Source organism: Sphingomonas sp. AC435, assembly GCF_979253005.1.
The window spans coordinates 196,502-216,884 of sequence record NZ_CEEDCJ010000002.1 but is presented as its reverse complement, the minus strand read 5'-3'; the positions used below and the strand labels follow the sequence as shown (position 1 = coordinate 216,884).

The following is a 20,383-nucleotide window of genomic DNA, read 5'->3' as shown; positions in this document are numbered from 1 at the left end:
CCGCCGATGCGGCGGACCGGTGGTGACGATGATCGACCATGTTCAGTGACCGCTGCTCAGGCGTGGAGGAGCAGCCACTCCTCGTTGAAGTCCTTGCCTGCGCGGGGGACGAGGTCCTCGACCTGCAGCCCGACGGCGGAGTACGCCTCGAGGGCGGCGGCTGCCGCGATCCGGCCCGGCGCGTCCGCGTCGCCGCAGATGATCACGTGCCGGACTTCGGACGGGAAGCGGACGTGCGGCAGGTTGCCGTCGCCGGCGGCCACCCACACGCTGCTGCCCGCAAACATCAACCGCAGGGCCAGGCCGTCCTCGACCCCGGCCGCCAGCATCACGGTATCGGACACCGGCCCGAAACGGACGGCGCAGCCGCGCACACGTCCCAACGACAGCCTTGCGGTCCCGCGGGTCGACTTGCGTCCTTCGCGATCGAGGAAGGTCCGCTGGATGCCGCACACGCGCCCGTCGCGATCCTGCAGCGCCGCGATCATCGCCGGTTCACGCCGCCCTTCGCGTCCGTCCTCGTCCCACCAGCGGGCCACGCAGGTGTGACGGATCGAGCCGGGCACGGCATGGCCGATGCCGCGGGCGGTCAGGTAGGTTTCCGATAGCGACCACCCGATGGCCGTCGCCTCCTGCCAGATGGCTCGCGCCCGCTTCACCGACTCGGCCCGCCGCATGGCGATGAGCACCGGGTTTGTGACCGCTGCCGGTACTGCGGGAACCACGCCCGCCAGATCGAGACACGCCTGACGGAATCCGACGTGATGAAGGCGCCGGTGGAGTTCGATGACGTCGCCGCCGGCATCGCAGCCGTGGCAATGGAAGACCTGCTTACCTTCGTTGATGTAGAAGCTGGCGGTGTCCTCAATGTGGATGGGGCAGAGCCCCTTCATCTCGTCGCCCGACGCCTTGAGGTCGGTCGCGTCGGCCGCGACCTTGGCGATCGAGGTCTCCGCCTTCAGGCGGGCGACGTCGATCCTTCCCTTCGCGTCCATGTATCTGGCCGGCAGGCCGATCTTGTCCATGTGCATGCTCCTTCGCTCGTCAATCGCCACGTTCGCGGTGGTCTGGGGCCTCTTTCCTCCGGCCCCTGCCTCCACCGCCCGGCACCAGCCGGCCGGCGCCTTCGCGCCGCTGTCACTTTCATCCGGACATCCGCCGGCGCCGCTCGGCGCGGGCGGCATCACCTCGCGTTCCCGCATGCCGCGAGGATCGCGTTCCACTTGCCCACCGTCACCGCTGCGCGGTCGGCGTCGTGTTCCGTGGTACGGATGCCGCCGATCGGCACCGCGTCCGAACCGCGGGCCTTCAGACCGAGGGCATGGGCGACGTCCTCATGCCCACAGCCGCGTTCGAGGAGTTCGCGCGCCGCCGCCGCCCGGAGGCCGTGGAAGTTCCAAGGCTCGAGCACGATCGTGTCGGGCGAGGCGACCGACAGCCGGGCCTGCATGCGGTCGAGACGCACGTCCTTCCGGTCTAGTGGGCGCTTGCGCCCGCCCGTGACCGCCTGTCCATGCCGTGCCACCGTGCCGGCGATGCGGGCCAGCATGCCGATGGCGTCGGGGGGAAGCTGCAGCAGCCGATGCCTGCCGCCCCGCGCGGGCACGGGCACGCATCCACGGTTCCAGTCGATATCCGCGAGCTCGATCGCCACGGCTTCCCACGGCAGGCATATGGTCAGGATGCAGAGTTCCAGCACCGCGCCGTGCGCCCCGCCGAGGGTGCGCGCACCCGTCAGCAGCAGGCGCATCGACTCGAGGTCGGGCAAATGGGGGCTCGCGCCGGTCATGCGGTGCCTCCACCGTCATGCGTCGCTTGGCCCGGATCGTCGTGCCACCTCAGCTGCCGCAGCCCCGCTAGGATGACGTCGATGGTAGCCGGGACCGGCACGCCGAGCTGAGCCGCCCACCAGTCGGAGGCCGCACGCTCCTCCACCCGGAAGAAGGTTTCGGGACGATGGCCGTCTGTCAGGTGGCGGAGCCCGGCCTGCGCCTCGGCGATGTTCTGCGGCACGCCGCCGTCCGCCATGCCGGCGAACACGCCCTCCCGCACGCTGCGGAAGGTGGTAGCGAACGGCAGCGGGCCTTGGCCGTCTTCGGCGACGAGTTCCTCGAAGTAGGCGATGGCGTCCTGGTCGGGCGTGATCGGCAAATCGCCATCGCCGCCGAACAGCAGGCCCGAGGTGCGTCCTGCGACTGCGTCGCGCACGGCTGCTGCGGCCGCCATGCCGAGAGCGACGCGGGTGCGGCCGCGATGGGGCGAGGCGATCATCAGGACGTCGTTGCGCCTATCGAAGTCCCGAACGCCGCATCCTGCGAGTACGGCAGCGTGGCAGGGGATCAGCGTCGCCACCGTCATGAGGCGTGCGAGCGGATGGTCGCACATCGATGCCCTGCGGTTGAGTTGGGAGATCTGCGGAGCGTCGAGGACGAACGGATGCCGTCCATTCCCCTTGCGGAGCATGTCCATGTCTTCTTCCTGTGGTTGAGGCCCCACCGGTCTGCGGGGCGTTCGGCTCAGCGCGCGGCCCAGTGCTCGCTCGTGCTTGCGACGCGGTTCACCGCCTTGTATCTTTCGATGTCACGGAGGCTGTAGCGCACCGTGCGCGAGAGCTTGTGGAAGTGGCAGCCGCCACCGTAGATGCGCTGCTTGCGGAGGGTGCCCTCCTTCAGGCCCAGGAGGCGGGCGGCTTCGTGGGTGTCGACGAGGCGGTCCTCGTCTTCCGGCATGATGCCATTGGGCATGTTGGAACTCCGTCGCTGACCGACCAGAAGTGATCGGCGACGATCCAAATATCGCCCTTCGAACGACCATCCAAAGCACTCGAACGACGCAAATGCCATTCGGCGTGGCAAAAGCGTGGAGGTTCGGTGGAGCTTTCGACTACTCGCCAGTACGCGACTATGCCGAAACGTGGCGGTCGAGGCGACGATCGCGGTCAATGTTGCGGATGACGTCGCGATGCTACAGATTGACGATCATGGACCAAGACGATCGTGAACCTATCCGCGCAATGGTCGAGACGCTCTTCGACGACATGCGCGTCGACGTGCGAAGCAGACCCAAGAGACGCTTCCTTCGGGATGTGCAGGGGCAGGTGTGCGAGGACGACAGGACGCTCGACAGGCTCGTCGCTCGTCGCTCATCGCCACGCACCGTGATGGTCAGTTTCGATAGACGTCGTCACGACCTCAAATTCTCGTACGGCCGGATGGATCTGGTGCTGGAGGCGCTGGACAGGCTGTGCGGCGGATCGGGACTGGGCCGTCCGGTCAGTCAGCTGCGTGTTCTGCAATGGAACGGCTCGCGGCGTGATCTTCGAGGAGTGATGCGCTTCCTCGCCCGCAACAACCGGGAGCTTCGGTTCGCTCGCCTCATCGTGATGAACTATGCCACGCCGCCGGTGGGGCACCGCCTGAAGTAGGACCGACCGCCCGTTCCATGGCTCATCAGGCCTGCCTGCGCCTCTTTCCGAAGCGCGCCCTGCTCTCGTCGGCGATGGCGGCGGCCTTCGCCCGTTCGAAGCACCGCCCCAGACCTCGTTTGCCGAACTCCTTTTCCACCTCGTACTCGAAGTCTTCGTTGATCGCGGTTTCGAAATCGCCGGAATCCATCAGCCCGATGAGGAAATCGGTGACCTGCGCGACCTGCACGGCATAGTGGTCCGCTCGGCGGCGGATGACCCACTTGCCGAACTCTACGAAGGCGATGGCGACGTATTCCGTGCGCTGGGCCTCGACGATCGCGTTCTGCAGTCCGTCCCGCGTTACGAAGACGTGATGGTCGGGGATGGCATCGGGATCGAAGGGAGCCTCGAGGTTGATGCCGCCGCTGGCGATGCGTCGGATGGCCTGCTGCGGATCGAGATCCCACCAATCGCGACCCCTGATTTCCGTGACCCTGCGGCTGTCGTTGTGATCACGGGCATGGCAAGTGATACGCTCCTCGGCCGCCAGCCGGGCGATGATGGGCGCAAGGCCGTCGACGGCGCGTCGCGCGCCCTGTCCCAAGGCCCAGTCGTCCTGACCGGCGTCCATCACCGCGGTCCATTCTTCTCGGCTGATCGTGTCGGCGCGCGCGATCGCTACCTCCAGTTCGTCCGCATGGGATCGCATCAGCGCGTTCAAGCGCTGATGGACCGAAAACAGCGGCACGCCATCCGCCGCGAAGGCGTCTTCCGCGGGGACGACGCGGCCTGGTGGGGTGTTCCCGGCGTTGGCCAGAAAGAAGTCTATCTCATCGGGGTAGGGGGCGCAGACCTGTCGAGCGAACATCTCGACGACGCCGGGCAGGAAGAAGCCCTCGCTCACGTAGTCCACATGCGGACGGCGGTACTTCGACCAGTCCAGTGCTGCGATCCAGTCCCTGTCGCCATCGATGTCGTGCAACGCGATCTCCCTCCCGGCAGCGGCATAGCCGGCCCGTCGCGGCATGTGCAACGGGCCGTCAGGTCGGGTCAGGCGGCCTTACGCACGCCCACGTACGTCACGTCGAGATGCTCCGGATCGATGGCGCGCCAGGCGGCGTCGGTCAGACGGCGGGGCAGGGCGATGCCGGCGATACGCTCACACGCTTCGCGGACGTCGTCGGGCCAGGGGTTGCGCAGGATCGCGCCGTCCTCGGCCGGCTGCACCGGACCCAGCAGCTTCCATTCGTCGCGCACGCCGGTGACGGGCTGGCCGCGGTAGGTGCGGGGCGTGTTCAGCGAGCCGTCCGCAGCGAGCAGTCCGGCTGCGGGATCGGGCAGGCCGGGTACGGCGGGCTCGTCGAAGTCGGCGAGAACCATGGGTTCGCCGGGCGCTATCTCGACGAGTTCGCGATCGATGCGCTTCACGCACAGGTGCGACCATTCTGCGCCAGCGGGCAGCGCTATGGTCCAGCACCACTCCACCCGTGCATCCTGGTGGCGCCCCGTCCATGGATCGGCCACGTCTCCCACCGGCGGGTCGAAACCGTCGCGATGACGTCCGTCCCGTTCGAACCACGTGCACGACGTCGGCGACCAGACGACACAGAAGGACGCCTTCGACGTCTTGGCTAGCCCGGACACTCGCGACATGATCGTGCGGATCGCCAGGGGCGTCAGTTCTCCCGCGTCGTCGAGGAGGCCGAGACCGACGAACGCGAGGTCCTTCAACGATGAGGATGGCGGGGCCGGTGCGTTCGACACCACCATGTGCGACCGGCGGTTCCTCCTGACGCCCTGCGAGATCAGGTGCGGATGCTCGCGTTGGGTCGCGAGCGGGGGCGTCGCTTTCATTCCGGTTCTCCTCTTCGTCGAGGATCAGGATCCCGATCGATTCGCCTTCTTGTTCCTCCACCTCCTCTTCCTAGCTGCAGCCGTCCCTCCCGGCCCGATCGATGCGTCGTCCTTCGCAGCTGCCTCTGCGGCGCGCTGCTGATCGGCCCGATTGGGCCAGCCTACGCGCAGGATGGCGATGCGGCGAGCCTGCTCGGCGGGATTCATGCGCGGGAGGTGCAGTCCGCCGGGCCATGCGTCAGGCTTACCGATCAGCACGTCCATGTGGTCGTTCCATTTTTGAAGCGCCTCGCCCGTCTCCTCTACGAGCTCAGTGAGCATGTACGTGTCGTCGAGGTCGTCGCCGACCTTGTGCACCAGTAACGCATTCACGACGTCCCTCGAGTATCGGTAGGGCGGCTCGCGCAGGGTCGTCGAGGGCACCTTGCGGGTGTCGTGGACCGTCCAGTGTTTTAACGCTGCCGGCATCCCATCCGGTGCGGCCGCTTCAAGGCGACGGTGCAGTTTGGCGTGGTGGAGGTCCCTCACCTGAGATCCCATCTCGACCGGGTTGACGCCATCGAGCGTGAAGACCGGGCCGCGACGTTTGGCGGGATCGGGCTGCACACGTTCGAGGAGTTCGACGACCTGACGAGGAAGGAGGATCAGGACGTTTCGCTTCGCCTTGTTCCGCTCGGCCGGCAGTCTCCACTGTCGCTTGACAAGATCAATTTCCTCCCAAGGAAGCTCAACCACCTCTTCCTTCCGCTTGGCGGTCCTCAGGATCATCTCCAGCGCCTCCGATCGGACGTCACCGATGTCGCGTGCGGCCTCGTAGATTCTCGCGAATTCAAAGTCGTTGAGCAGTCGCGATCTTTTGTTGATGGCCGGCAGCGTGAAGTCGTGGGCGACGCACCTTTTGATGATGCCTCGCCGAACCGCATCATTGATGATGGTCTTGAGGCAGCCGTAGCCGATCCGAACGACGGAGGGTCCACGCTTGACGAGTTCCTCGCCGAAGTCTTCGATGATGGTGGGCGTGAGTTGATCGAGACGGATCTCGCCGATGTATGCGACCATGTCGCGACGATAGGTTCGCTCGGACTTCGCTTTCATCGGCTTGCCCCTCACGACCTGACGCGCGAGATATTCGTCGAGATAGGTGCCGATCGTCAGCCGCGTAAGGGCTTCCGCTTCCTCCTCGCTCCGCCGGCGCTTGGCGAAGGGATCTATGCCCTGTCTCCGATCGCGGGCGTAGTCTGCGGCGATGTCTCTGGCCATCTCCACGGTCATCTCGCCTGCTTCGCCGATCTTGCTGCTCGTCGTGCGACCTTCAGCGGTCTTGTACTGGTAGACGAAGACGATGCGACCGGCCGCCGTCTTGTAGGCGCCGAAGCCTCGGATCAGCAGATCCCAAAGATACCTTTTGGTACCACCGGAAGGCGACTTCGAGATCTTCAGTATGTTCGAATTGGTGAGGCGGACGTTCTTCATGATGTGCTCTCCCGAGTAAGCGGTGAGCAATCTTCATGCGGTAATCAGGGGGGCTTCACGACCGCAACGGTCTACAAGTAAATTACAAACGGATCAATGAATCCGGGCTGATTCTACTTGGGTGGTCAATGGTCCACGGTTGAACGTATTATGCCGATGAGTACGTTGGACAAGGAGCCGTCTCCGATGACTGGTGACATGATGCTCAAAAAATGGCCGTTTTGCAACGGCCTGACCAAACTCCGGATGAGTATCTTTTAGCCCCGGTCGATCCAGCGTGCCGACGAGCAAGCGCTGAGCAATCCTCGAAGCGGCAACGGCGAACCGACCGCGCGCCTTTATCGACAGGTGCAGGGATTGCGAATCGCGAACGACCGTACCTGCAGGTCGACGGCCACCGCTGCAAGCGACTTACCGATCAGGGGACACGCAGTGCAGCATCGCCTGTTCGTGGCGATGCCCCGAAATGTCGGACCGGGTTCGGTTCTGCCATTCGCTGCGCAGATCCAATCAGTGATGCCGAACCTAGATGAATGTGCATAGGCGGGCGCGGCGCTTTCAGCCGCGTGATGCGGCGCTGTCGCCAGCTGCCTGGTCAGGAGCATGCTCGGGTATGTCTTGAAGGGCCGTGCTCCTTTTCGTCCGGTGCCGAGGCGGCTGTCGGCACAGAACACCACGCCATGGCAATCCTGTTCCGCCGGGGAGTAGAACGCGAGGCTTTCGCGGTTCGCCTTACTAAGGGAAAGGTAAAGCATGGTCGGCGGCGTCACCGCGACCGGCATAGATCGCAGTTCCACGGAGTTCATAGGCAGGAGAAAGCGTGCTTTGCCGCCCATCGGTTGTAGCGTGGTCGCGTATTCGTCCTGATCGAACCAGCGGATCGGCACCTTCTCGTCGATCGCGTGCCGCGCTATTCTCACGATTGCTTCGGCGGCGTCGATCAGGGCGAGGCAATATCGCCCTACGGCCTCCGTGGTACCGACGCTGCGTGGCAGGCCTCGCATCTGCAGGTTCGGTTGTTTGCCCATGCGGTAGACGACCCGAGCGCGCGCGTTTCCGAACCTTCGAGTGATCTCGTGTTGATCCGGTGAATCCTGCTTCTTCCGCAGGTCGCGGAGCCAGTTTGGTTCGAACGGTTCGTCGTATTCTGGTGCAGGGTCCTCGCCCACCGGATCCTTCGGCACCTCGACCTCTTCGGCAACGCCTGGCGGATCCGCGGGGTCGCCAGCACGGGTCCGCGCATCGGGATCGTCGATGCGGATGAATGCACCGGGTTTTCGAAGCTCGTCAGATAACTCAACAGGGGTGGTGCTTGAGACATCTTCGTCGTCGGTCCAATTGTCCGCATCATCGTCGTCTTCCGACCATGTCAACAAACGCGCTTCATCGAGGCGGCCTTGATCGAGCGCACGGATCAGGTCGGACATCAGGGCTCGGGGATCGCCTAGACCGCGTCGCGCGACGTCGAGCCATCGACCGGGAAGCCAAAATTCACCAATTGTGACGGCCCCCTTCTTCGCGACGCGCCAATCTGTGAGGATCGTCTTTAGCCCGTTGGCATGATCGAGATCGGCGTGAGTGCATACGACGACGTCCAGATGGTTCACGGTGGGAAGTTCATACGTAAGCTGCGCCCCGAGGGTGGCCGAGCTCCCGCCTCCGTCGATGAGCATGATGCCGTTCGACCGCTGGTGCACAAATGCGTCACCATGAACTGCTAGTGCCGTCAGCTTCGACATTCTTCGCCCCCACGTCGGATCATGACGGCGCTGCATCGTGTTGCAAGAGCGTGTTCGCGACTTGGTTCTATTAGGGCGCTATCCCGCACCTTTGGAATAGAAAGCGCGTTCGGCATCTGTTCGACGTGGTCCGGCCCTGTTGCCTGTGCCTATAACGGCGCCGTCCTAGGGCGACGCTGATCGGATTGTAGGGTTGCGTACCATGACTTGGCCATGCATCGTCCACGCTATCGGACAGTCCGTGGGGGGAATGCGTCTAGGTCCGACCTTGGCTTGAGAGATGCCTTCTGCCTGGGAGTGGGCTCCTTTGAGATGTCGACTTAGCGACTGTTGTTGGATGGGGGAATATGATGCACGCCGGAACGCCCGAAGCCTATCTGAGGGCCCTGATCCGACGTCTACACGCCGTCGACGTCGCGACGAGCCACCTTCCCGACGACGAGCGGAACGTCTTCGTTCCGGACCTGCTGAGGTCGATGCGCGACTGCCAGATGACCAGCCTGCTGTACGATCATACCGTGGTCGCGATCGCCGGCCATCAGGGCGCCGGCAAGACCATGCTGGTGCGTCAGCTCTACGGCCTCGGCACGGACTGGCTATGCGACAACCCAGGTCGCGGGGAGAGCCTGCCGGTGCTCGTGCTGGAGGATCCGGATGCTGTCGCGCCCCAAGGCTACACCTTCGATGCCGACGACGCGGGCGAGGTGAGTGCCGCCGGCGGTACGCCAGTGTCGCCCGAACGGTTTCGTGAGGCGCTGACGACGTGGGGCGACGGCCTGAGACTGCGTCTGCCGGTGCTGCGCGTGCCGGTCAGGTATGGCGGCGGCCTGCGGAACAGCGGCTTCCTGCTGCTGCCCGGCTATGAGATGATCACGTCGGAGAACCGGGTCTGGCAGGAATTTATGCGAGCTGCGCTGGTCGCGTCGAGCGCCTGCGTCCTCGTGACCAATGAACGGCTGCTCGCCCGACAGCAGGACGTGATCATAGCCGACCTGAAGCAGAAGCAGCTCGCAGGCGTCGAACCGGTGGTCGCGATCACGAACACGGAGGGCATGTCCGGTGATAGGCTTGAGGAGCTGCGCAGGACCGCAGTCGAGCGGTTCGGGGTGCCATTGGACTGCACGGTGTGCACCGGCACCGAGGATGTATTAAACTGGCGGGAGCGGCTGCTCGTTGCGTTGAGCCGCCACGGAGGCATCGGCGTGGATGCCCGCGTCCGCCAGATCGAGGATCTGGACAGGCTCGGTCAGCGGATCGGCGGCGTGGTCAGTGCGGCGAAGCGCGCCGTGCGGGCCAGAACGGACCAATCCGACGACGAGGACATGCTGGCGGAGGTCGTTGAGGCGCTGGACCAGGAGGTCGAGAAGGTGCGTGACGACTACGAGCGCAGGCTGGACGCCAAGCTGCGCAACATTGCCGCCGCCGCCAAGGAGGATGCCAGGGCCGACTATGAGGCGACGGAGACGGGCTGGTCGGGGTGGGGCACCTGGGCCCGGGAGCTCGCATCGCTGGAAGGTCACAAAGGCGCGCGTCGCATGACGGAGCGGCTCAGGTCGGCCGTCGAGAAGCACGGGGGTGGAGCGGCCTTTGCACCCACCCATGCCGCGGTGCTGGCCGACCTGTCCCGGGAGCACTCGAGGCTTCCCGATCCCACCGTCCTTGCGGTGGATGGGCCATCCGGCGACCGGCTTGCCGTGATCAAGCGGCCTGCGGGCGGCGGATCGCAGGCGCTCGTCACCCTGGGCGCTCTGCTGTCGTCGGGCCGCCGTGAAGACGCGCTGGCTCTGACGCGCCCGCAGGCGCAGACGCTGCGACAGGACATCGCGCTGCTGCCGGTCATAGCCACCACCTACATGTCGGCGATGCAGACCGCGGTCGCCTCTTCGTCCACGGGCGCTCGTACGACGGGCCTCGGCGATCTTCTCCAGGAAGCCACGGACAGGACGACGGAGATGAGCGGCCTGACGAAGGGGCTGATCAGGGCGGCTGCAGCGGTTCTGGTGATCGACGTCGCGGATGGGGAGATCGACAGCATTCCGGGCCTCGTCCAGGGGGTCGCGACCCTTGTCGGCGGGTCCGGAGCCGCGATGGGTGCGACCGCGACCGCCGTTGCCGGCGTCACCGCCATAGCCCTCGCCGGCTCCGTCATAGCATATGCCGGCCTCGACACCCTCAACCGGCATCAGATGAACGTCGCAGCGCAGGTGGAGTCCGCCATCGAGGATGCGATCCGGGATCAGAAGATGCGCCACCTCGCTTCGTTCGATGAGATGATGAGCCTGCTGAGGAGCAAGATCGAGCAGCAGCTTCAGATCGTTCTGCGCATCGACGAGGCGGTCGGTCTTCGGCTGCGGGCTTGGCTGGCCGTGCAGGATCTCGGTGAGGCACGCATCCGGTTCAAGGAGGAATTGGGGGCGGGTCGGGCGTGATGTCCGAGGCCTGGAGGAAACTTCACGAGGAGACGCTGACGTGGGCGGTCGAGGCGAACGACCGCTGGGTCGCGTCGCTCTCCCCCGACGCCGGAAGCGGTGCGAGGCGCAGCCCCGAGACCATGGTCGTGCTGTTCGGCCCGACGCAGGTCGGCAAGACGACGCTGCTGCTCACGCTCATGGGGGTGAGCGAGGGCTCCTTCGACCGGGTGCAGATCGTGCTGCGGGGGGGGCGTCCGCGCGGGCAGTCGTCGACCGCGATGCCGATGCGCTACGTGCGGTCGCGCGACGACGAATGGCGCGTGGGCGATCCGAACGGCCCGGCATGCTCCGACGAGGCCGTGCGCGATTATCTGTCCGCGATCCGGCGGAGCGTCGAGGACGGCACCTGCCGAGAGATCGATCCGGTGGTGCTGCACATTCCCATCGGTCATTTCGCCGATGCCGATCCTCCGGTCCGTGTTTCGGTACTGGATCTCCCCGGGATCGCGGCGGCCGCTCCGAATGAAAGGTTGCTGGTCGAGCGGATCGCTCGTCGCTACGTCGTGGCCGCCAGTCTGGTCCTGCTCGTCGGTGCCGCCTCGGATCTGGGCGTGTTCGATCCGGTCAGGCTGGGCGAGGAGCTGGAGGAGCTGAGGGACTGGATCCGTTCGCCCATGCGCTATCGACTCGTTCTCACCTACACCTACCGGCAGGATTCGGTGAGACGTGCCCACGGGCGGATCGGCGGGTTGGGAGAACTGCAGTCGTTCTTCGTCGACGAGATTGGGAAGTTCGCATTCCCCACAGGACCGTCGCTGGCACCTCGCATATATCCGCTCGAGTACGGCGACAGCTGGAAGGCGCTGCTCGCAGCCCCCGATGATGCGTACCGTGATTGGGCTATCGGCGTGCAGGCGGACGCCATGCGCGCGCTTACGGAGGACATAGCGCTGTCGTGCGAAGGGGAGGGGAGGCTCCGGATTACCCAAGAGGTGCGAGAAAAAGTGTATGTCCGTCGCGAGGCGATCCGTCGGACTTGGCGGACGACGATGCAGGCGGCCAGGCGCGAGACGAACGTCTGCCGCTTGGCGCAGGAGACCAACTCGGGGAAGCACCGTCGTTCGCACCAGCGACGGATCGCCACGGTCGAGCGGCTGGCAAAGTTCGACGCCGCCGTGGCCGAACTCCCGTCATGCGTTCGGAAGGCCTTGGCGTCCGCTCCAATTGCGGCATCGGGTGGAATGGGTCCGCGGACGTTGCTTGACGGGGAGGATCGGCCGATCGGTCGTACCGTGGCTGCGCTGCAGGAGTGGGCGCTTAACGACCAGGCCAAGATGAAGGTCGCCATCGCCGGCGTGACGCAGTGGTTCGGCAAAGCCGCAGGCGTCTCGATCCACTGGGAATTGCCGCCGTGCGAGCCGATGGAGCGGGTAGGCGAGCGATTGAACGCCTATTCGCAGGATGGTTACTGGACATGGCTTTCCGGACAGTTCGGCAAGGACTGCGCCGCGCTGGCCGAGGCGGCGGCTGCCGCGCGACGCGCCATCGCGAACGACGTGCGGGCATCGCTTCGCAGCCGGCTGGACCAGCTGCGCCGGCCGCTCGTGCACGACTGCAGTCGGGTGGTCGAGCGTGATCGAGGCCTCGTCGACGAGGGCGTGCGGTTGAGGCGCGCTGCGGCGCGGATCCGCGACGACCGTAGGGACGCCGTTCGGAAGCTGTGGCACCGCCGCCTCGCGCTGCGGCATGATCTGGTGCGTATCGCCCGTTTCGAAGCCGAGATGGACGGGGCTCTGATCGTCGAACGCAGACGGATCGCGGCCAGGATGTGCGAGGCCGCAAATGAGCGGCAGGGAGCGCTGGTGCTGGCACGCCTCTGCCAGCTCCGCCTGATCGAGGACGTCCATCGGCGCTACTGCAGGAGTTCTGCATGATCGAGCCTACCGGTACGGACATCGCCGAGCTGTCGAAGCTGCTCGAAGGATTCGTGGCGGCACCCGTCGACACGGCTCTTCGCGCTCATTTGTCGAAGAAGCCCGACTGGTTTGACGACGAGCGCGACAGGCTTCTGGTGGGGCAATCGGACGTCGGTGCGGACGTGCAGGCGCTGACCAAGCTGGTGAAGAAGACCACCAGGGAGCTAAGTGACGCCATCGCGGCCCAGGATCGCAAGCTCGACGAAACCCGTTCGCTCATTGATGCGCTTGCCGTCGCTCAGGAGGCTTGGCGAGATGAGGGGCAGGCTGCTCATGTGGCGGTGATGCAGGAGGGCTCGGTCCTCCGAGAGGCGTTGGCGACCATGCGCCGGAGGCAGGCGGTCCTTGTGCCGAGCATCGGGATCGCAGCTGTCGTGGCGATCGAGATTATTCACCATCTGCCGTAGTGCATTGGTGATCGACGGCGTTCTCTGCCGGCGAACTACGTCATTCTAACTGCTCAGTGTACCCTCATCGCATTTGCTGATGTGCGGGCCACCGGGCGCGGGCAAGTCGCTGATGGCGGCGTGCCTGCCGGGTATCTTGCCGCCGCTGGATGCGGCCGAGGCGCTGGAAGTGTCGATGGTGCAGTCGGTGGCAGGGACGCTGACGGGCGGCAGGCTGACCCGGGCGCGACCGTTTCGTAGCCCGCATCACTCGGCATCGATGGCGGCGCTGACCGGGGGCGGATTGAAGGTCAAGCCGGGCGAGGTGAGCCTCGCGCATCTCGGGGTGCTGTTCCTCGACGAACTGCCCGAGTTCCAGCGCGCGGTGCTCGACTCGCTGCGACAACCGCTGGAGACCGGCACCGTCAGCGTGGCGCGGGCGAATGCGCATGTGACGTTTCCGGCGCGGGTGCAGTTGATCGCGGCGATGAACCCGTGCCGGTGCGGGCATCTGGGCGACGCCGGGCTGGCGTGCGCTCGGGCTCCGCGGTGCGCGGCGGATTATCAAGGGAAGGTGTCGGGGCCGCTGCTCGACCGTATCGACCTGCATGTCGATGTCGCGGCGGTGAGCGCCGCCGATTTGATCCTGCCGGCGCCGACGGAGGGGTCGGCGGAGATCGCGGCGCGCGTGGCGGCGGCGCGGGCGATCCAGAGGGAGCGATACCGGGAGCACCGCATCCGCACGAATGCGGAGGCGGACGGTGCGCTGCTCGACGCGGTCGCGACGCCGGATGCCCCCGGCCGCAAGCTGCTGGGGCAGGCGGCGGAGACGATGCGGCTGACTGCGCGCGGCTATACCCGCATCCTGCGCGTGGCGCGCACGATCGCCGATCTGGCCGGGAGCGGGGAGGTGGCGCGCATCCACGTCGCGGAGGCGCTGAGCTACCGACGGCAGCCGCCGCGGGCGTGATGATCGATTTCAGGGTTCGCTCGCGCAGGGGGCGCGGGCATGACGAGGGGGAAGAGCGATGAAGTGGATGTTCCTGCCGCTGAAACGGATTGGCGACTTCCGGGGGCGCTCGCGGCGAAGAGAGTTCTGGATGTTCACGCTGTTCGAGGTGGCGGTGATCTGCGCGACCGGCTTCGTCGATCGTTCCCTCGGCGCCACGAGTGATGAGGGCATCATCGGGCCGCTAGTCGTTCTGGCGTTCATGGTTCCGAGCGTGATGGTGTCGATCCGGCGATTGCATGACACCGATCGATCGGGGTGGTGGATCTGGGTGAGCCTTGTTCCCGTCCTCGGCTCGCTGGCGCTGCTGGCCTTGTTCTGCATGGAGGGCACTGGCGGGACCAATCGATACGGCGAGGACCCGAAGGATGCCGACATCTCGAACGACGTGTTCGCCTGACCACCGCATAACGGGTTGCGCAGCGGCGGGTGCTGGTCTAGCCAGCCCGCCGCTGCCCCTGTGGCGAAATTGGTAGACGCGACCGACTCAAAATCGGTTGCCGCAAGGCATGCTGGTTCGAGTCCGGCCAGGGGCACCACCTTCTCGCAAGTCAATTGATCGAACAGCAGACCAGTCGCCGGTCTGGTGCAGGCGCTGAGTCGCGAACTTGATTTTCCTGCGTTTGTTCTCTATCTGTTCTTTTGGGGCAGGGGGAGTTTGGCATGACGGGGATATCTGGCGGGAGCCGGTCCGGCGCTTTTTCGGGGTGGCTGCGGACGGGCAAGTTGCTTCCGGCGCCCGGTACTTGCGATCTCGAACTCAAATTCAACCCGTGGCACGATCCCACGGACGGTCGGTTCACCTTTGCGGGCGCTGGAAGCCGCCACGGCGGGGGTGGTGACGTGGCCGGTGCAGCGAGGAGTGGCGCGCCAAGCCGGGGCAACCGCACGCGCGCCTTGCAAGAGCGTATGACCTCGCAGAACGCGACATCGCCAAAGGTGGAGGCAGCGCGAGCCGGATTGTCGGCAGGAGGCCGGAGATCAGCCAGACTTGGTGCGTCGAGGACGAAGCCTGGCTACATTGCCAGAACGCAACCTACCGATCAGTCGAACCCCATCACTGAGTTCTTCGGCGGCGTCGGCGAAGGACTCTCAGACGTCGGGGAAGGAGCAGTGGAGGGTATCCGATCTGCGGTCACGACCAATCCGGCGACCACCGTCCGCGACGCCGCAGGCGGGGTGGCCAGCATGATCGATGCCGCGATCTCCGCGGAGGATACGCCTGCTCGGATCCAGGTTTCGCGCGCCGCAAGCGCGGTGGCCAATGCCTCGGCGCGCGACGTCGGTCGTTTTACCGGATCGGTTGCTGGAAATGTCGCACTGGCGGCAGCGCCGGGAGCAACGCTCTCCAGAGTTGCAGCATTGCGCCGACTTCGCGTGGCAAGGCCGCGGAGGACTTTCGACCCTCCGCAGATCGGCTGGGTCAAGGAAACCACGAAGTCCAAGAAACCTTGGAAAGCCTATAACGACGCGGCGACCGGCGCGCGTCCCGGTCAGGCGCCGACGTTGATGCGGACGATGGTGGATGGTTCGAAACGGCCGGTGAAGTTCGACGGGGTCCGTGGCGATTATGTGATCGACCGAAAAATGAAAGTGGTTGATGCCCCCAACGCGCGGGCTCAGCTCCTGCGACAATCGGGGGTATTGGCAGAACATCATTTGATCGGATTATGGGAAGTTCCAACTGCTGCCCAGAAGACTAAGGCTTTGAAGCTGTTCAAAAAGATGAACGTCACCAACATTCATGTGAAGGTCGTGAAGCCATGATTGCCAGGCAGGTTGCAAGCATTATCGCGGAGTTCTACGTATTCCTGGAATTGAGCGACGAGGAAGAGCTCAATCCCGATAATGCTGTGAACATGATAGAATCCCTCGCCTGCCATCTCGAGGAGATGGAAAAGGGATTCCTCAGAGAACTGGTGGATGCGTTCGCGATCATCTCCGAAGACTATAGTGACGAGGCACGGGAGTTGGTGCGCGACATACCGTATAGCTTGTATCTGGAAGAGGCGCTCGCAGCCGATGATCCCGTCAGGCTCGCCGAGTTGGAGGCGCAGCGTGACGCGAGGGACTGAAGAGGCGACGTGTGCGACGAACGAGGCAGGCAAGAACCCTTACGCAACTTCCAATTTGTACATCCCCGCATCTCTGGGTGAAATATACGATCTTTTTGGGGCGATGATCTTGGACGCTCCGACGTTCATAGATGGTTCGGGTAAATTGCCGGAGCGCAATATCGACACGGTCTTCAGGCAGCTCACCGAAAGTTTTGGCATCGCTCGAAAAAAGCTCGGTGAGGAGCGATACGCGACCCTGATAGGTACCGCTGAACGTGCTAAAGCGTTGTTCTTAGGTGACCCGAACGTGGATAACGGTAAAACCGATCAGGGACGCGAGTTGTTATTCGAGATAGAAGACATCGTGCAAACTGTCCGTCGGAAACGCGTCAAGGCCAAGCTGCTCGACGAGGAGGGCGAAGTATCCGGCGATTGACCCTCACCGCCGCAACGGCCGCTGTTCGTCCAAGAGGTTGCGGATCGTCGTGGCGGCGACGCCGGCTTCGCCCATCGCGTGGCTGATCTGGTCGAGCCCCTTCACCACGTCGCCGGCGGCGAAAAGGCCGGGGAGGGTGGTGCGCTGGTGATCGTCGACTTCGAGGCAGCCTTCGGCGGTGGCGCGGGCACCCGCGGCGACGGCGAGGTCGGAGCGGATCACGGACCCGAGCGCGGGGTAGACGCTGTCGAAGCGCATGCGGCCTTCGGCGGTGTCAAAGGCTAGCTGGTCGCCTTCGATCGCGAAGCCGCCGCAGGGGCCTTGCACGCGCACGATGCCGGCGGCGTCGAGGGCCGCTTCGCAGGCGGGATCGAGGTCGAGATCGGGTTCGGGGCTGACGAGCGTCACGTCGCGTGTGTAGCCGCGCAGGAACAGCGCCTCCTTCATGCCGTGGCTGCCCTTGCCGATGATGCCGACGCGGCGGTCGGTCACCTCGTACCCGTCGCAGATCGGGCAATAGCGGAGCAGTCCGCGACTCAGGGCGTCGTCGTGCAGGGCGGCGTCCATCTTCGGGCGATTGTTGACGACGCCCGTGGCGAGCAGGACGGTGCGCGCCTTCGCGATGCGGTTGCCGAGATGGACGATGAAGCCATCGTCGGCCGGTTCGATCGCGGTGACGACCGCCTCTTCACGCACTGCGCCGTATCGTTCGGCCTGACGCAGCATCAGGCCGAGCAGGTGGCGGCCCGCGATTCCGTCCGGATAGCCGGCATGATTGTGGGTGCGCGGGATCCAGGCGGCGCGGCTGTCGCCGGAGTCGAACAGGCGGATGCTGAGGTGGAAGCGCGCGAGATAGATGGCGGCGGTCAGGCCGGCAGGGCCTGCGCCCACGATGATGCAGTCGTCCATGCGGCTTGCCTCGTTCTTCGCCCTTGCCCTAGTGCCCCCTATAGATGGAGGAACGGATGAGTAACGACTTTCCTGCGAAGCCGTTCAACCGCAGGCATTTTCTGAACATCAGGGCAGGAGTTGCATGACGTTCGCGGCGACCGTGCTGACGCTGTATCCGGAAATGTTTCCCGGACCGCTGGGGGTGAGCATCGCCGGGCGGGCGCTGCGCGAGGAACGCTGGTCGCTGGAGGCGGTGCAGATCAGGGATTTCGCGACCGACCGGCATCGCTCCGTCGACGATACGCCGGCGGGGGGCGGCGCGGGAATGGTGCTGCGCGCGGACGTCGTGGCAGCGGCGCTGGACCGCGTCGCCGACGACCGACCCGTGCTGGCGATGACGCCGCGGGGCACGCCGCTGACGCAGGATCGCGTGCGGGCGCTGGCGTCGGGGCCGGGCGCGACGATCCTGTGCGGTCGGTTCGAGGGTTTCGACGAACGGCTGTTCCAGGCGCGCGCAGTCGAGGAGGTGTCGATCGGCGATTACGTGTTGTCGGGGGGCGAGATGGGGGCGCTGGTGCTGCTGGACGCTTGCATTCGGCTGATCCCCGGCGTAATGGGCGCGGCTTCCAGCGGGGACGAGGAAAGCTTCGAAAGCGGCCTCCTCGAATACCCGCATTATACCCGCCCCTATGAATGGGAAGGGCGCACGGTCCCCGAAGTGCTGCGATCGGGGGATCATGCGCGGATCGCGGCGTGGCGCAAGTCACAGGCCGAGACCGATACACGGCTACGGCGGCCGGACCTTTGGGAGCGCCATGAGGGTGCTCGGGTCCAGTCGCCCTCTGGCGCGCGGCGACGACAGGACGATTGAACATGAACATCATCCAGCAGATCGAAGCCGAGCAGATCGCGAAGCTGACCGAAAAGCGCGCGATCCCCGAATTCCGCGCCGGCGACACGCTGCGCGTCGGCGTGCGCGTGGTCGAGGGCGAGCGTACCCGCGTCCAGGCGTACGAGGGCGTGTGCATCGCGCGTTCGAACAAGGGCATGGGATCGTCGTTCACGGTCCGCAAGATCAGCTTCGGCGAGGGCGTCGAGCGCGTCTTCCCGCTCTACTCGCCCAACATCGATTCGATCGACGTCGTGCGCAAGGGTGCGGTGCGTCGCGCCAAGCTCTACTACCTGCGTGGCCGCACCGGTAAGTCGGCGCGTATCGCCGAGCGTCGCGACACGCGTCCGGCCAAGGGCACCGCAGCGGCCGAATAAGCCGGGCGAGCCTTTTCCGGCTTTCAGATCGGGCGGCGGTACCAGACGGGACCGCCGCCTTTTCTTTTGCCCCGACGCGGCGCATGATGTCGCCTTCGTTCGGGGGAGCGGGGGCATGACGACGGGGATAGTGGCGAACGACGCGGTCGTCGGGGAATTGGCCGCGCGCGAGGAGCCGGACGGCGCGCCGCGCATCGCGACGCTGGATATCCTGCGGGGGATCGCGATCCTCGGCATCCTGTTCATGAACATCAATTCAATGGGCGGGACCATGGCCGCGTCGCACGGGCCGCGGCCGGACCTGATCGGGTGGACGCCGTTCGATCAGGTCTTCTGGTGGCTGCGGCAGGTGTTCGCCACCGGCACCGCGCGGGCGCTGCTGGAGATGCTGTTCGGGGCGGGGATGGTGATCCTGACCGGCAGGTTGGCCGATCGTGTCGGCCGATGGCGGATGATCGGGCGCTATTACTGGCGCAACGTCGTACTGTTCGGGTTCGGGATGGTGCACGTGTTCGTGCTGCTCTGGCCCGGCGATGTGCTCCACACCTATGCGCTCGCGGCGCTGATCGTGTTCCCGTTGCGGCGGCTGCCGGTCTGGGCACTGATCGTGCTCGGGCTGAGTTTCGCGACGTGGTCCGCGGCACGCGAGCTGCCGAACATGCGGACGGCGGTGCGGGAGAATGTGCTGGTCGCGTCCGCCAAGGTGCACCGTGCGCAGGGAATCGCGCCGACCAGGGACGAGAAGAAGGCGATCGCCGGCCTGGAGATGTGGCACGGCTTCGTCGCCAAGACGGTGCGCGACAACGCCGCCGAACTGCGCGCACGTTCGCAGGGGTTCGACGCGTGGCGCGGCGCGATGATCGGTGAATACGTGCGCCGCGCGTCCCGGCCAATGACGGTGGTGAACGTGCTGTGGGAGGCGGCCAGCGTGATGCTGATCGGGGCGGCGCTGTTCCGTCTCGGGATATTGCAGGGGCTGCGCAGTGCCGCCTTCTATCGGCGAATGACGATCGGCTGGTACGCGATCGGGTTGAGCATCCGGGTGATTGCGGCGTGGCGGACCAGCCGGCTGGACGACAGTGTGACGCTGTTGTGGGCGTGCGACGAATATGGCCGGATCGCGATGACGCTGGGCCATGTCGGGCTGGTGTGCTGGCTGCTGACGACTGCGGCGGGACGACGGTTGCTGAAGCCGTTCGCGGCGGCGGGGCGGACGGCCCTGACGCTGTATATCACGCAGACGTTGCTGTGCCTGTGGCTGCTCTATCCTCCGTTCGCGCTGGGGCTGTTCGCGACGCCGGGGTGGGCGGGGTTGATGCTGACGGCGCTGGCGATCGACGCGCTGCTGCTGTGGGGCGCGAACGTCTACCTGCGCCACTATACGATCGCGCCGGTCGAGTGGCTGTGGCGGTTACTGGCCGAGGGGCGGGGCGTACCGTTCCGCGGCGTTGCGGTGGAGCCACGCGCGGGGTAGCGACC

20 protein-coding genes, 1 tRNA gene and 1 pseudogene are annotated in these 20,383 nt (G+C 65.5%); 13 read left to right on the top strand and 9 right to left on the bottom strand.

Annotated features, from left to right (window positions below; translation table 11 throughout):
• Window positions 1-56 precede the first annotated feature (56 nt).
• From AC0CH8_RS04655 to AC0CH8_RS04640, 4 genes are all read right to left on the bottom strand, one after another.
• Window positions 57-1,025: a DUF7146 domain-containing protein gene (locus AC0CH8_RS04655; protein WP_465238895.1), complete on the bottom strand. Its 969-nt coding sequence runs from the start codon at window positions 1,023-1,025 to the stop codon at window positions 57-59.
• A gap of 158 nt (window positions 1,026-1,183) precedes the next feature.
• A complete protein-coding gene (locus AC0CH8_RS04650; RefSeq protein WP_465238894.1) occupies window positions 1,184-1,789 on the bottom strand; it encodes a tyrosine-type recombinase/integrase in 606 nt (201 codons plus the stop codon).
• Window positions 1,786-2,469, bottom strand: a complete 684-nt coding sequence (locus AC0CH8_RS04645) for a hypothetical protein (RefSeq protein WP_465238893.1) — start codon at window positions 2,467-2,469, stop codon at window positions 1,786-1,788. The genes AC0CH8_RS04650 and AC0CH8_RS04645 overlap by 4 nt, the downstream gene beginning before the upstream one ends.
• A gap of 47 nt (window positions 2,470-2,516) precedes the next feature.
• Window positions 2,517-2,744 (bottom strand): helix-turn-helix transcriptional regulator, encoded by a 228-nt coding sequence (locus tag AC0CH8_RS04640; protein ID WP_465238892.1) that lies wholly within the window; start codon window positions 2,742-2,744, stop codon window positions 2,517-2,519.
• 227 nt (window positions 2,745-2,971) lie between these two features.
• Here AC0CH8_RS04640 and AC0CH8_RS04635 point away from each other — a divergent pair, with 227 nt between their 5' ends.
• On the top strand, window positions 2,972-3,424 hold the full coding sequence (locus AC0CH8_RS04635; protein WP_465238891.1) for a hypothetical protein: 453 nt from the start codon (window positions 2,972-2,974) through the stop codon (window positions 3,422-3,424).
• 25 nt (window positions 3,425-3,449) lie between these two features.
• Here AC0CH8_RS04635 and AC0CH8_RS04630 read toward each other — a convergent pair whose 3' ends face one another.
• The 4 genes from AC0CH8_RS04630 to AC0CH8_RS04615 all read right to left on the bottom strand — a co-directional run bounded on the left by AC0CH8_RS04630 (window position 3,450) and on the right by AC0CH8_RS04615 (window position 8,472).
• Window positions 3,450-4,388, bottom strand: a complete 939-nt coding sequence (locus AC0CH8_RS04630) for a hypothetical protein (RefSeq protein WP_465238890.1) — start codon at window positions 4,386-4,388, stop codon at window positions 3,450-3,452.
• Window positions 4,389-4,456: 68 nt separating this feature from the next.
• Window positions 4,457-5,260, bottom strand: coding sequence for a hypothetical protein (locus AC0CH8_RS04625; protein WP_465238889.1), 804 nt, complete (start codon window positions 5,258-5,260; stop codon window positions 4,457-4,459).
• A gap of 24 nt (window positions 5,261-5,284) precedes the next feature.
• On the bottom strand, window positions 5,285-6,733 hold the full coding sequence (locus AC0CH8_RS04620; RefSeq protein ID WP_465238888.1) for a tyrosine-type recombinase/integrase: 1,449 nt from the start codon (window positions 6,731-6,733) through the stop codon (window positions 5,285-5,287).
• Between the two features lie 338 nt (window positions 6,734-7,071).
• Entirely contained in the window at window positions 7,072-8,472 is a 1,401-nt protein-coding gene (locus AC0CH8_RS04615) for an MBL fold metallo-hydrolase (RefSeq protein WP_465238887.1), read from the bottom strand.
• Window positions 8,473-8,819: 347 nt separating this feature from the next.
• Here AC0CH8_RS04615 and AC0CH8_RS04610 point away from each other — a divergent pair, with 347 nt between their 5' ends.
• From AC0CH8_RS04610 to AC0CH8_RS04570, 9 genes and pseudogenes are all read left to right on the top strand, one after another.
• Window positions 8,820-10,901 (top strand): hypothetical protein, encoded by a 2,082-nt coding sequence (locus AC0CH8_RS04610; protein ID WP_465238886.1) that lies wholly within the window; start codon window positions 8,820-8,822, stop codon window positions 10,899-10,901.
• Complete coding sequence (locus AC0CH8_RS04605) at window positions 10,901-12,817, top strand: hypothetical protein (protein ID WP_465238885.1); 1,917 nt, start codon at window positions 10,901-10,903, stop codon at window positions 12,815-12,817. The genes AC0CH8_RS04610 and AC0CH8_RS04605 overlap by 1 nt, the downstream gene beginning before the upstream one ends.
• The gene (locus AC0CH8_RS04600; RefSeq protein WP_465238884.1) at window positions 12,814-13,266 is read left to right on the top strand and encodes a hypothetical protein; all 453 of its coding nucleotides are present in this window, start codon (window positions 12,814-12,816) and stop codon (window positions 13,264-13,266) included. The genes AC0CH8_RS04605 and AC0CH8_RS04600 overlap by 4 nt, the downstream gene beginning before the upstream one ends.
• A 70-nt stretch (window positions 13,267-13,336) precedes the next feature.
• A pseudogene (locus AC0CH8_RS04595) lies at window positions 13,337-14,215 on the top strand (YifB family Mg chelatase-like AAA ATPase); the annotation flags it as partial.
• A 58-nt stretch (window positions 14,216-14,273) separates the two neighbouring features.
• Complete coding sequence (locus AC0CH8_RS04590; RefSeq protein WP_465238883.1) at window positions 14,274-14,654, top strand: DUF805 domain-containing protein; 381 nt, start codon at window positions 14,274-14,276, stop codon at window positions 14,652-14,654.
• A 54-nt stretch (window positions 14,655-14,708) separates the two neighbouring features.
• Window positions 14,709-14,793 (top strand) — tRNA-Leu (locus AC0CH8_RS04585).
• A 649-nt stretch (window positions 14,794-15,442) separates the two neighbouring features.
• Window positions 15,443-16,021, top strand: coding sequence for a hypothetical protein (locus tag AC0CH8_RS04580; protein WP_465238882.1), 579 nt, complete (start codon window positions 15,443-15,445; stop codon window positions 16,019-16,021).
• Window positions 16,018-16,329 carry a hypothetical protein gene (locus AC0CH8_RS04575; RefSeq protein WP_055848040.1) on the top strand — a complete coding sequence of 104 codons (312 nt, stop codon included), beginning with the start codon at window positions 16,018-16,020 and terminating at the stop codon, window positions 16,327-16,329. Before AC0CH8_RS04580 ends, AC0CH8_RS04575 begins: the two co-directional genes overlap by 4 nt.
• A 103-nt stretch (window positions 16,330-16,432) precedes the next feature.
• Window positions 16,433-16,747: a hypothetical protein gene (locus tag AC0CH8_RS04570; protein ID WP_465238881.1), complete on the top strand. Its 315-nt coding sequence runs from the start codon at window positions 16,433-16,435 to the stop codon at window positions 16,745-16,747.
• 3 nt (window positions 16,748-16,750) lie between these two features.
• Here the strand turns inward: AC0CH8_RS04570 and AC0CH8_RS04565 are convergent, their stop codons facing one another.
• Entirely contained in the window at window positions 16,751-17,656 is a 906-nt protein-coding gene (locus AC0CH8_RS04565) for an NAD(P)/FAD-dependent oxidoreductase (protein ID WP_465238880.1), read from the bottom strand.
• A 124-nt stretch (window positions 17,657-17,780) separates the two neighbouring features.
• Between AC0CH8_RS04565 and trmD the strand changes: the two genes are divergently transcribed.
• The 3 genes from trmD to AC0CH8_RS04550 all read left to right on the top strand — a co-directional run bounded on the left by trmD (window position 17,781) and on the right by AC0CH8_RS04550 (window position 20,378).
• The gene (trmD, locus tag AC0CH8_RS04560; RefSeq protein WP_465238879.1) at window positions 17,781-18,509 is read left to right on the top strand and encodes a tRNA (guanosine(37)-N1)-methyltransferase TrmD; all 729 of its coding nucleotides are present in this window, start codon (window positions 17,781-17,783) and stop codon (window positions 18,507-18,509) included.
• A gap of 2 nt (window positions 18,510-18,511) precedes the next feature.
• The gene (gene rplS / locus AC0CH8_RS04555; RefSeq protein ID WP_055848026.1) at window positions 18,512-18,904 is read left to right on the top strand and encodes a 50S ribosomal protein L19; all 393 of its coding nucleotides are present in this window, start codon (window positions 18,512-18,514) and stop codon (window positions 18,902-18,904) included.
• 115 nt (window positions 18,905-19,019) lie between these two features.
• Window positions 19,020-20,378 carry a DUF418 domain-containing protein gene (locus AC0CH8_RS04550; protein WP_465238878.1) on the top strand — a complete coding sequence of 453 codons (1,359 nt, stop codon included), beginning with the start codon at window positions 19,020-19,022 and terminating at the stop codon, window positions 20,376-20,378.
• The last annotated feature ends 5 nt before the right edge of the window (window positions 20,379-20,383 follow it).

Excerpts from the sequence above, each read along its gene's own strand:
- AC0CH8_RS04640 (WP_465238892.1), bottom strand. The coding sequence starts at position 2,744 with ATGCCCAATGGCATCATGCCGGAAGACGAGGACCGCCTCGTCGACACC.
- AC0CH8_RS04610 (WP_465238886.1), top strand. The coding sequence starts at position 8,820 with ATGATGCACGCCGGAACGCCCGAAGCCTATCTGAGGGCCCTGATCCGA.
- trmD (WP_465238879.1), top strand. The coding sequence starts at position 17,781 with ATGACGTTCGCGGCGACCGTGCTGACGCTGTATCCGGAAATGTTTCCC.
- AC0CH8_RS04600 (WP_465238884.1), top strand. The coding sequence starts at position 12,814 with ATGATCGAGCCTACCGGTACGGACATCGCCGAGCTGTCGAAGCTGCTC.
- AC0CH8_RS04650 (WP_465238894.1), bottom strand. The coding sequence starts at position 1,789 with ATGACCGGCGCGAGCCCCCATTTGCCCGACCTCGAGTCGATGCGCCTG.
- AC0CH8_RS04565 (WP_465238880.1), bottom strand. The coding sequence starts at position 17,656 with ATGGACGACTGCATCATCGTGGGCGCAGGCCCTGCCGGCCTGACCGCC.
- AC0CH8_RS04620 (WP_465238888.1), bottom strand. The coding sequence starts at position 6,733 with ATGAAGAACGTCCGCCTCACCAATTCGAACATACTGAAGATCTCGAAG.
- AC0CH8_RS04625 (WP_465238889.1), bottom strand. The coding sequence starts at position 5,260 with ATGAAAGCGACGCCCCCGCTCGCGACCCAACGCGAGCATCCGCACCTG.
- AC0CH8_RS04590 (WP_465238883.1), top strand. The coding sequence starts at position 14,274 with ATGAAGTGGATGTTCCTGCCGCTGAAACGGATTGGCGACTTCCGGGGG.
- rplS (WP_055848026.1), top strand. The coding sequence starts at position 18,512 with ATGAACATCATCCAGCAGATCGAAGCCGAGCAGATCGCGAAGCTGACC.
- AC0CH8_RS04570 (WP_465238881.1), top strand. The coding sequence starts at position 16,433 with ATGATCTTGGACGCTCCGACGTTCATAGATGGTTCGGGTAAATTGCCG.
- AC0CH8_RS04550 (WP_465238878.1), top strand. The coding sequence starts at position 19,020 with ATGACGACGGGGATAGTGGCGAACGACGCGGTCGTCGGGGAATTGGCC.
- AC0CH8_RS04655 (WP_465238895.1), bottom strand. The coding sequence starts at position 1,025 with ATGGACAAGATCGGCCTGCCGGCCAGATACATGGACGCGAAGGGAAGG.
- AC0CH8_RS04605 (WP_465238885.1), top strand. The coding sequence starts at position 10,901 with ATGTCCGAGGCCTGGAGGAAACTTCACGAGGAGACGCTGACGTGGGCG.
- AC0CH8_RS04575 (WP_055848040.1), top strand. The coding sequence starts at position 16,018 with ATGATTGCCAGGCAGGTTGCAAGCATTATCGCGGAGTTCTACGTATTC.
- AC0CH8_RS04645 (WP_465238893.1), bottom strand. The coding sequence starts at position 2,469 with ATGGACATGCTCCGCAAGGGGAATGGACGGCATCCGTTCGTCCTCGAC.
- AC0CH8_RS04580 (WP_465238882.1), top strand. The coding sequence starts at position 15,443 with ATGATCGATGCCGCGATCTCCGCGGAGGATACGCCTGCTCGGATCCAG.
- AC0CH8_RS04615 (WP_465238887.1), bottom strand. The coding sequence starts at position 8,472 with ATGTCGAAGCTGACGGCACTAGCAGTTCATGGTGACGCATTTGTGCAC.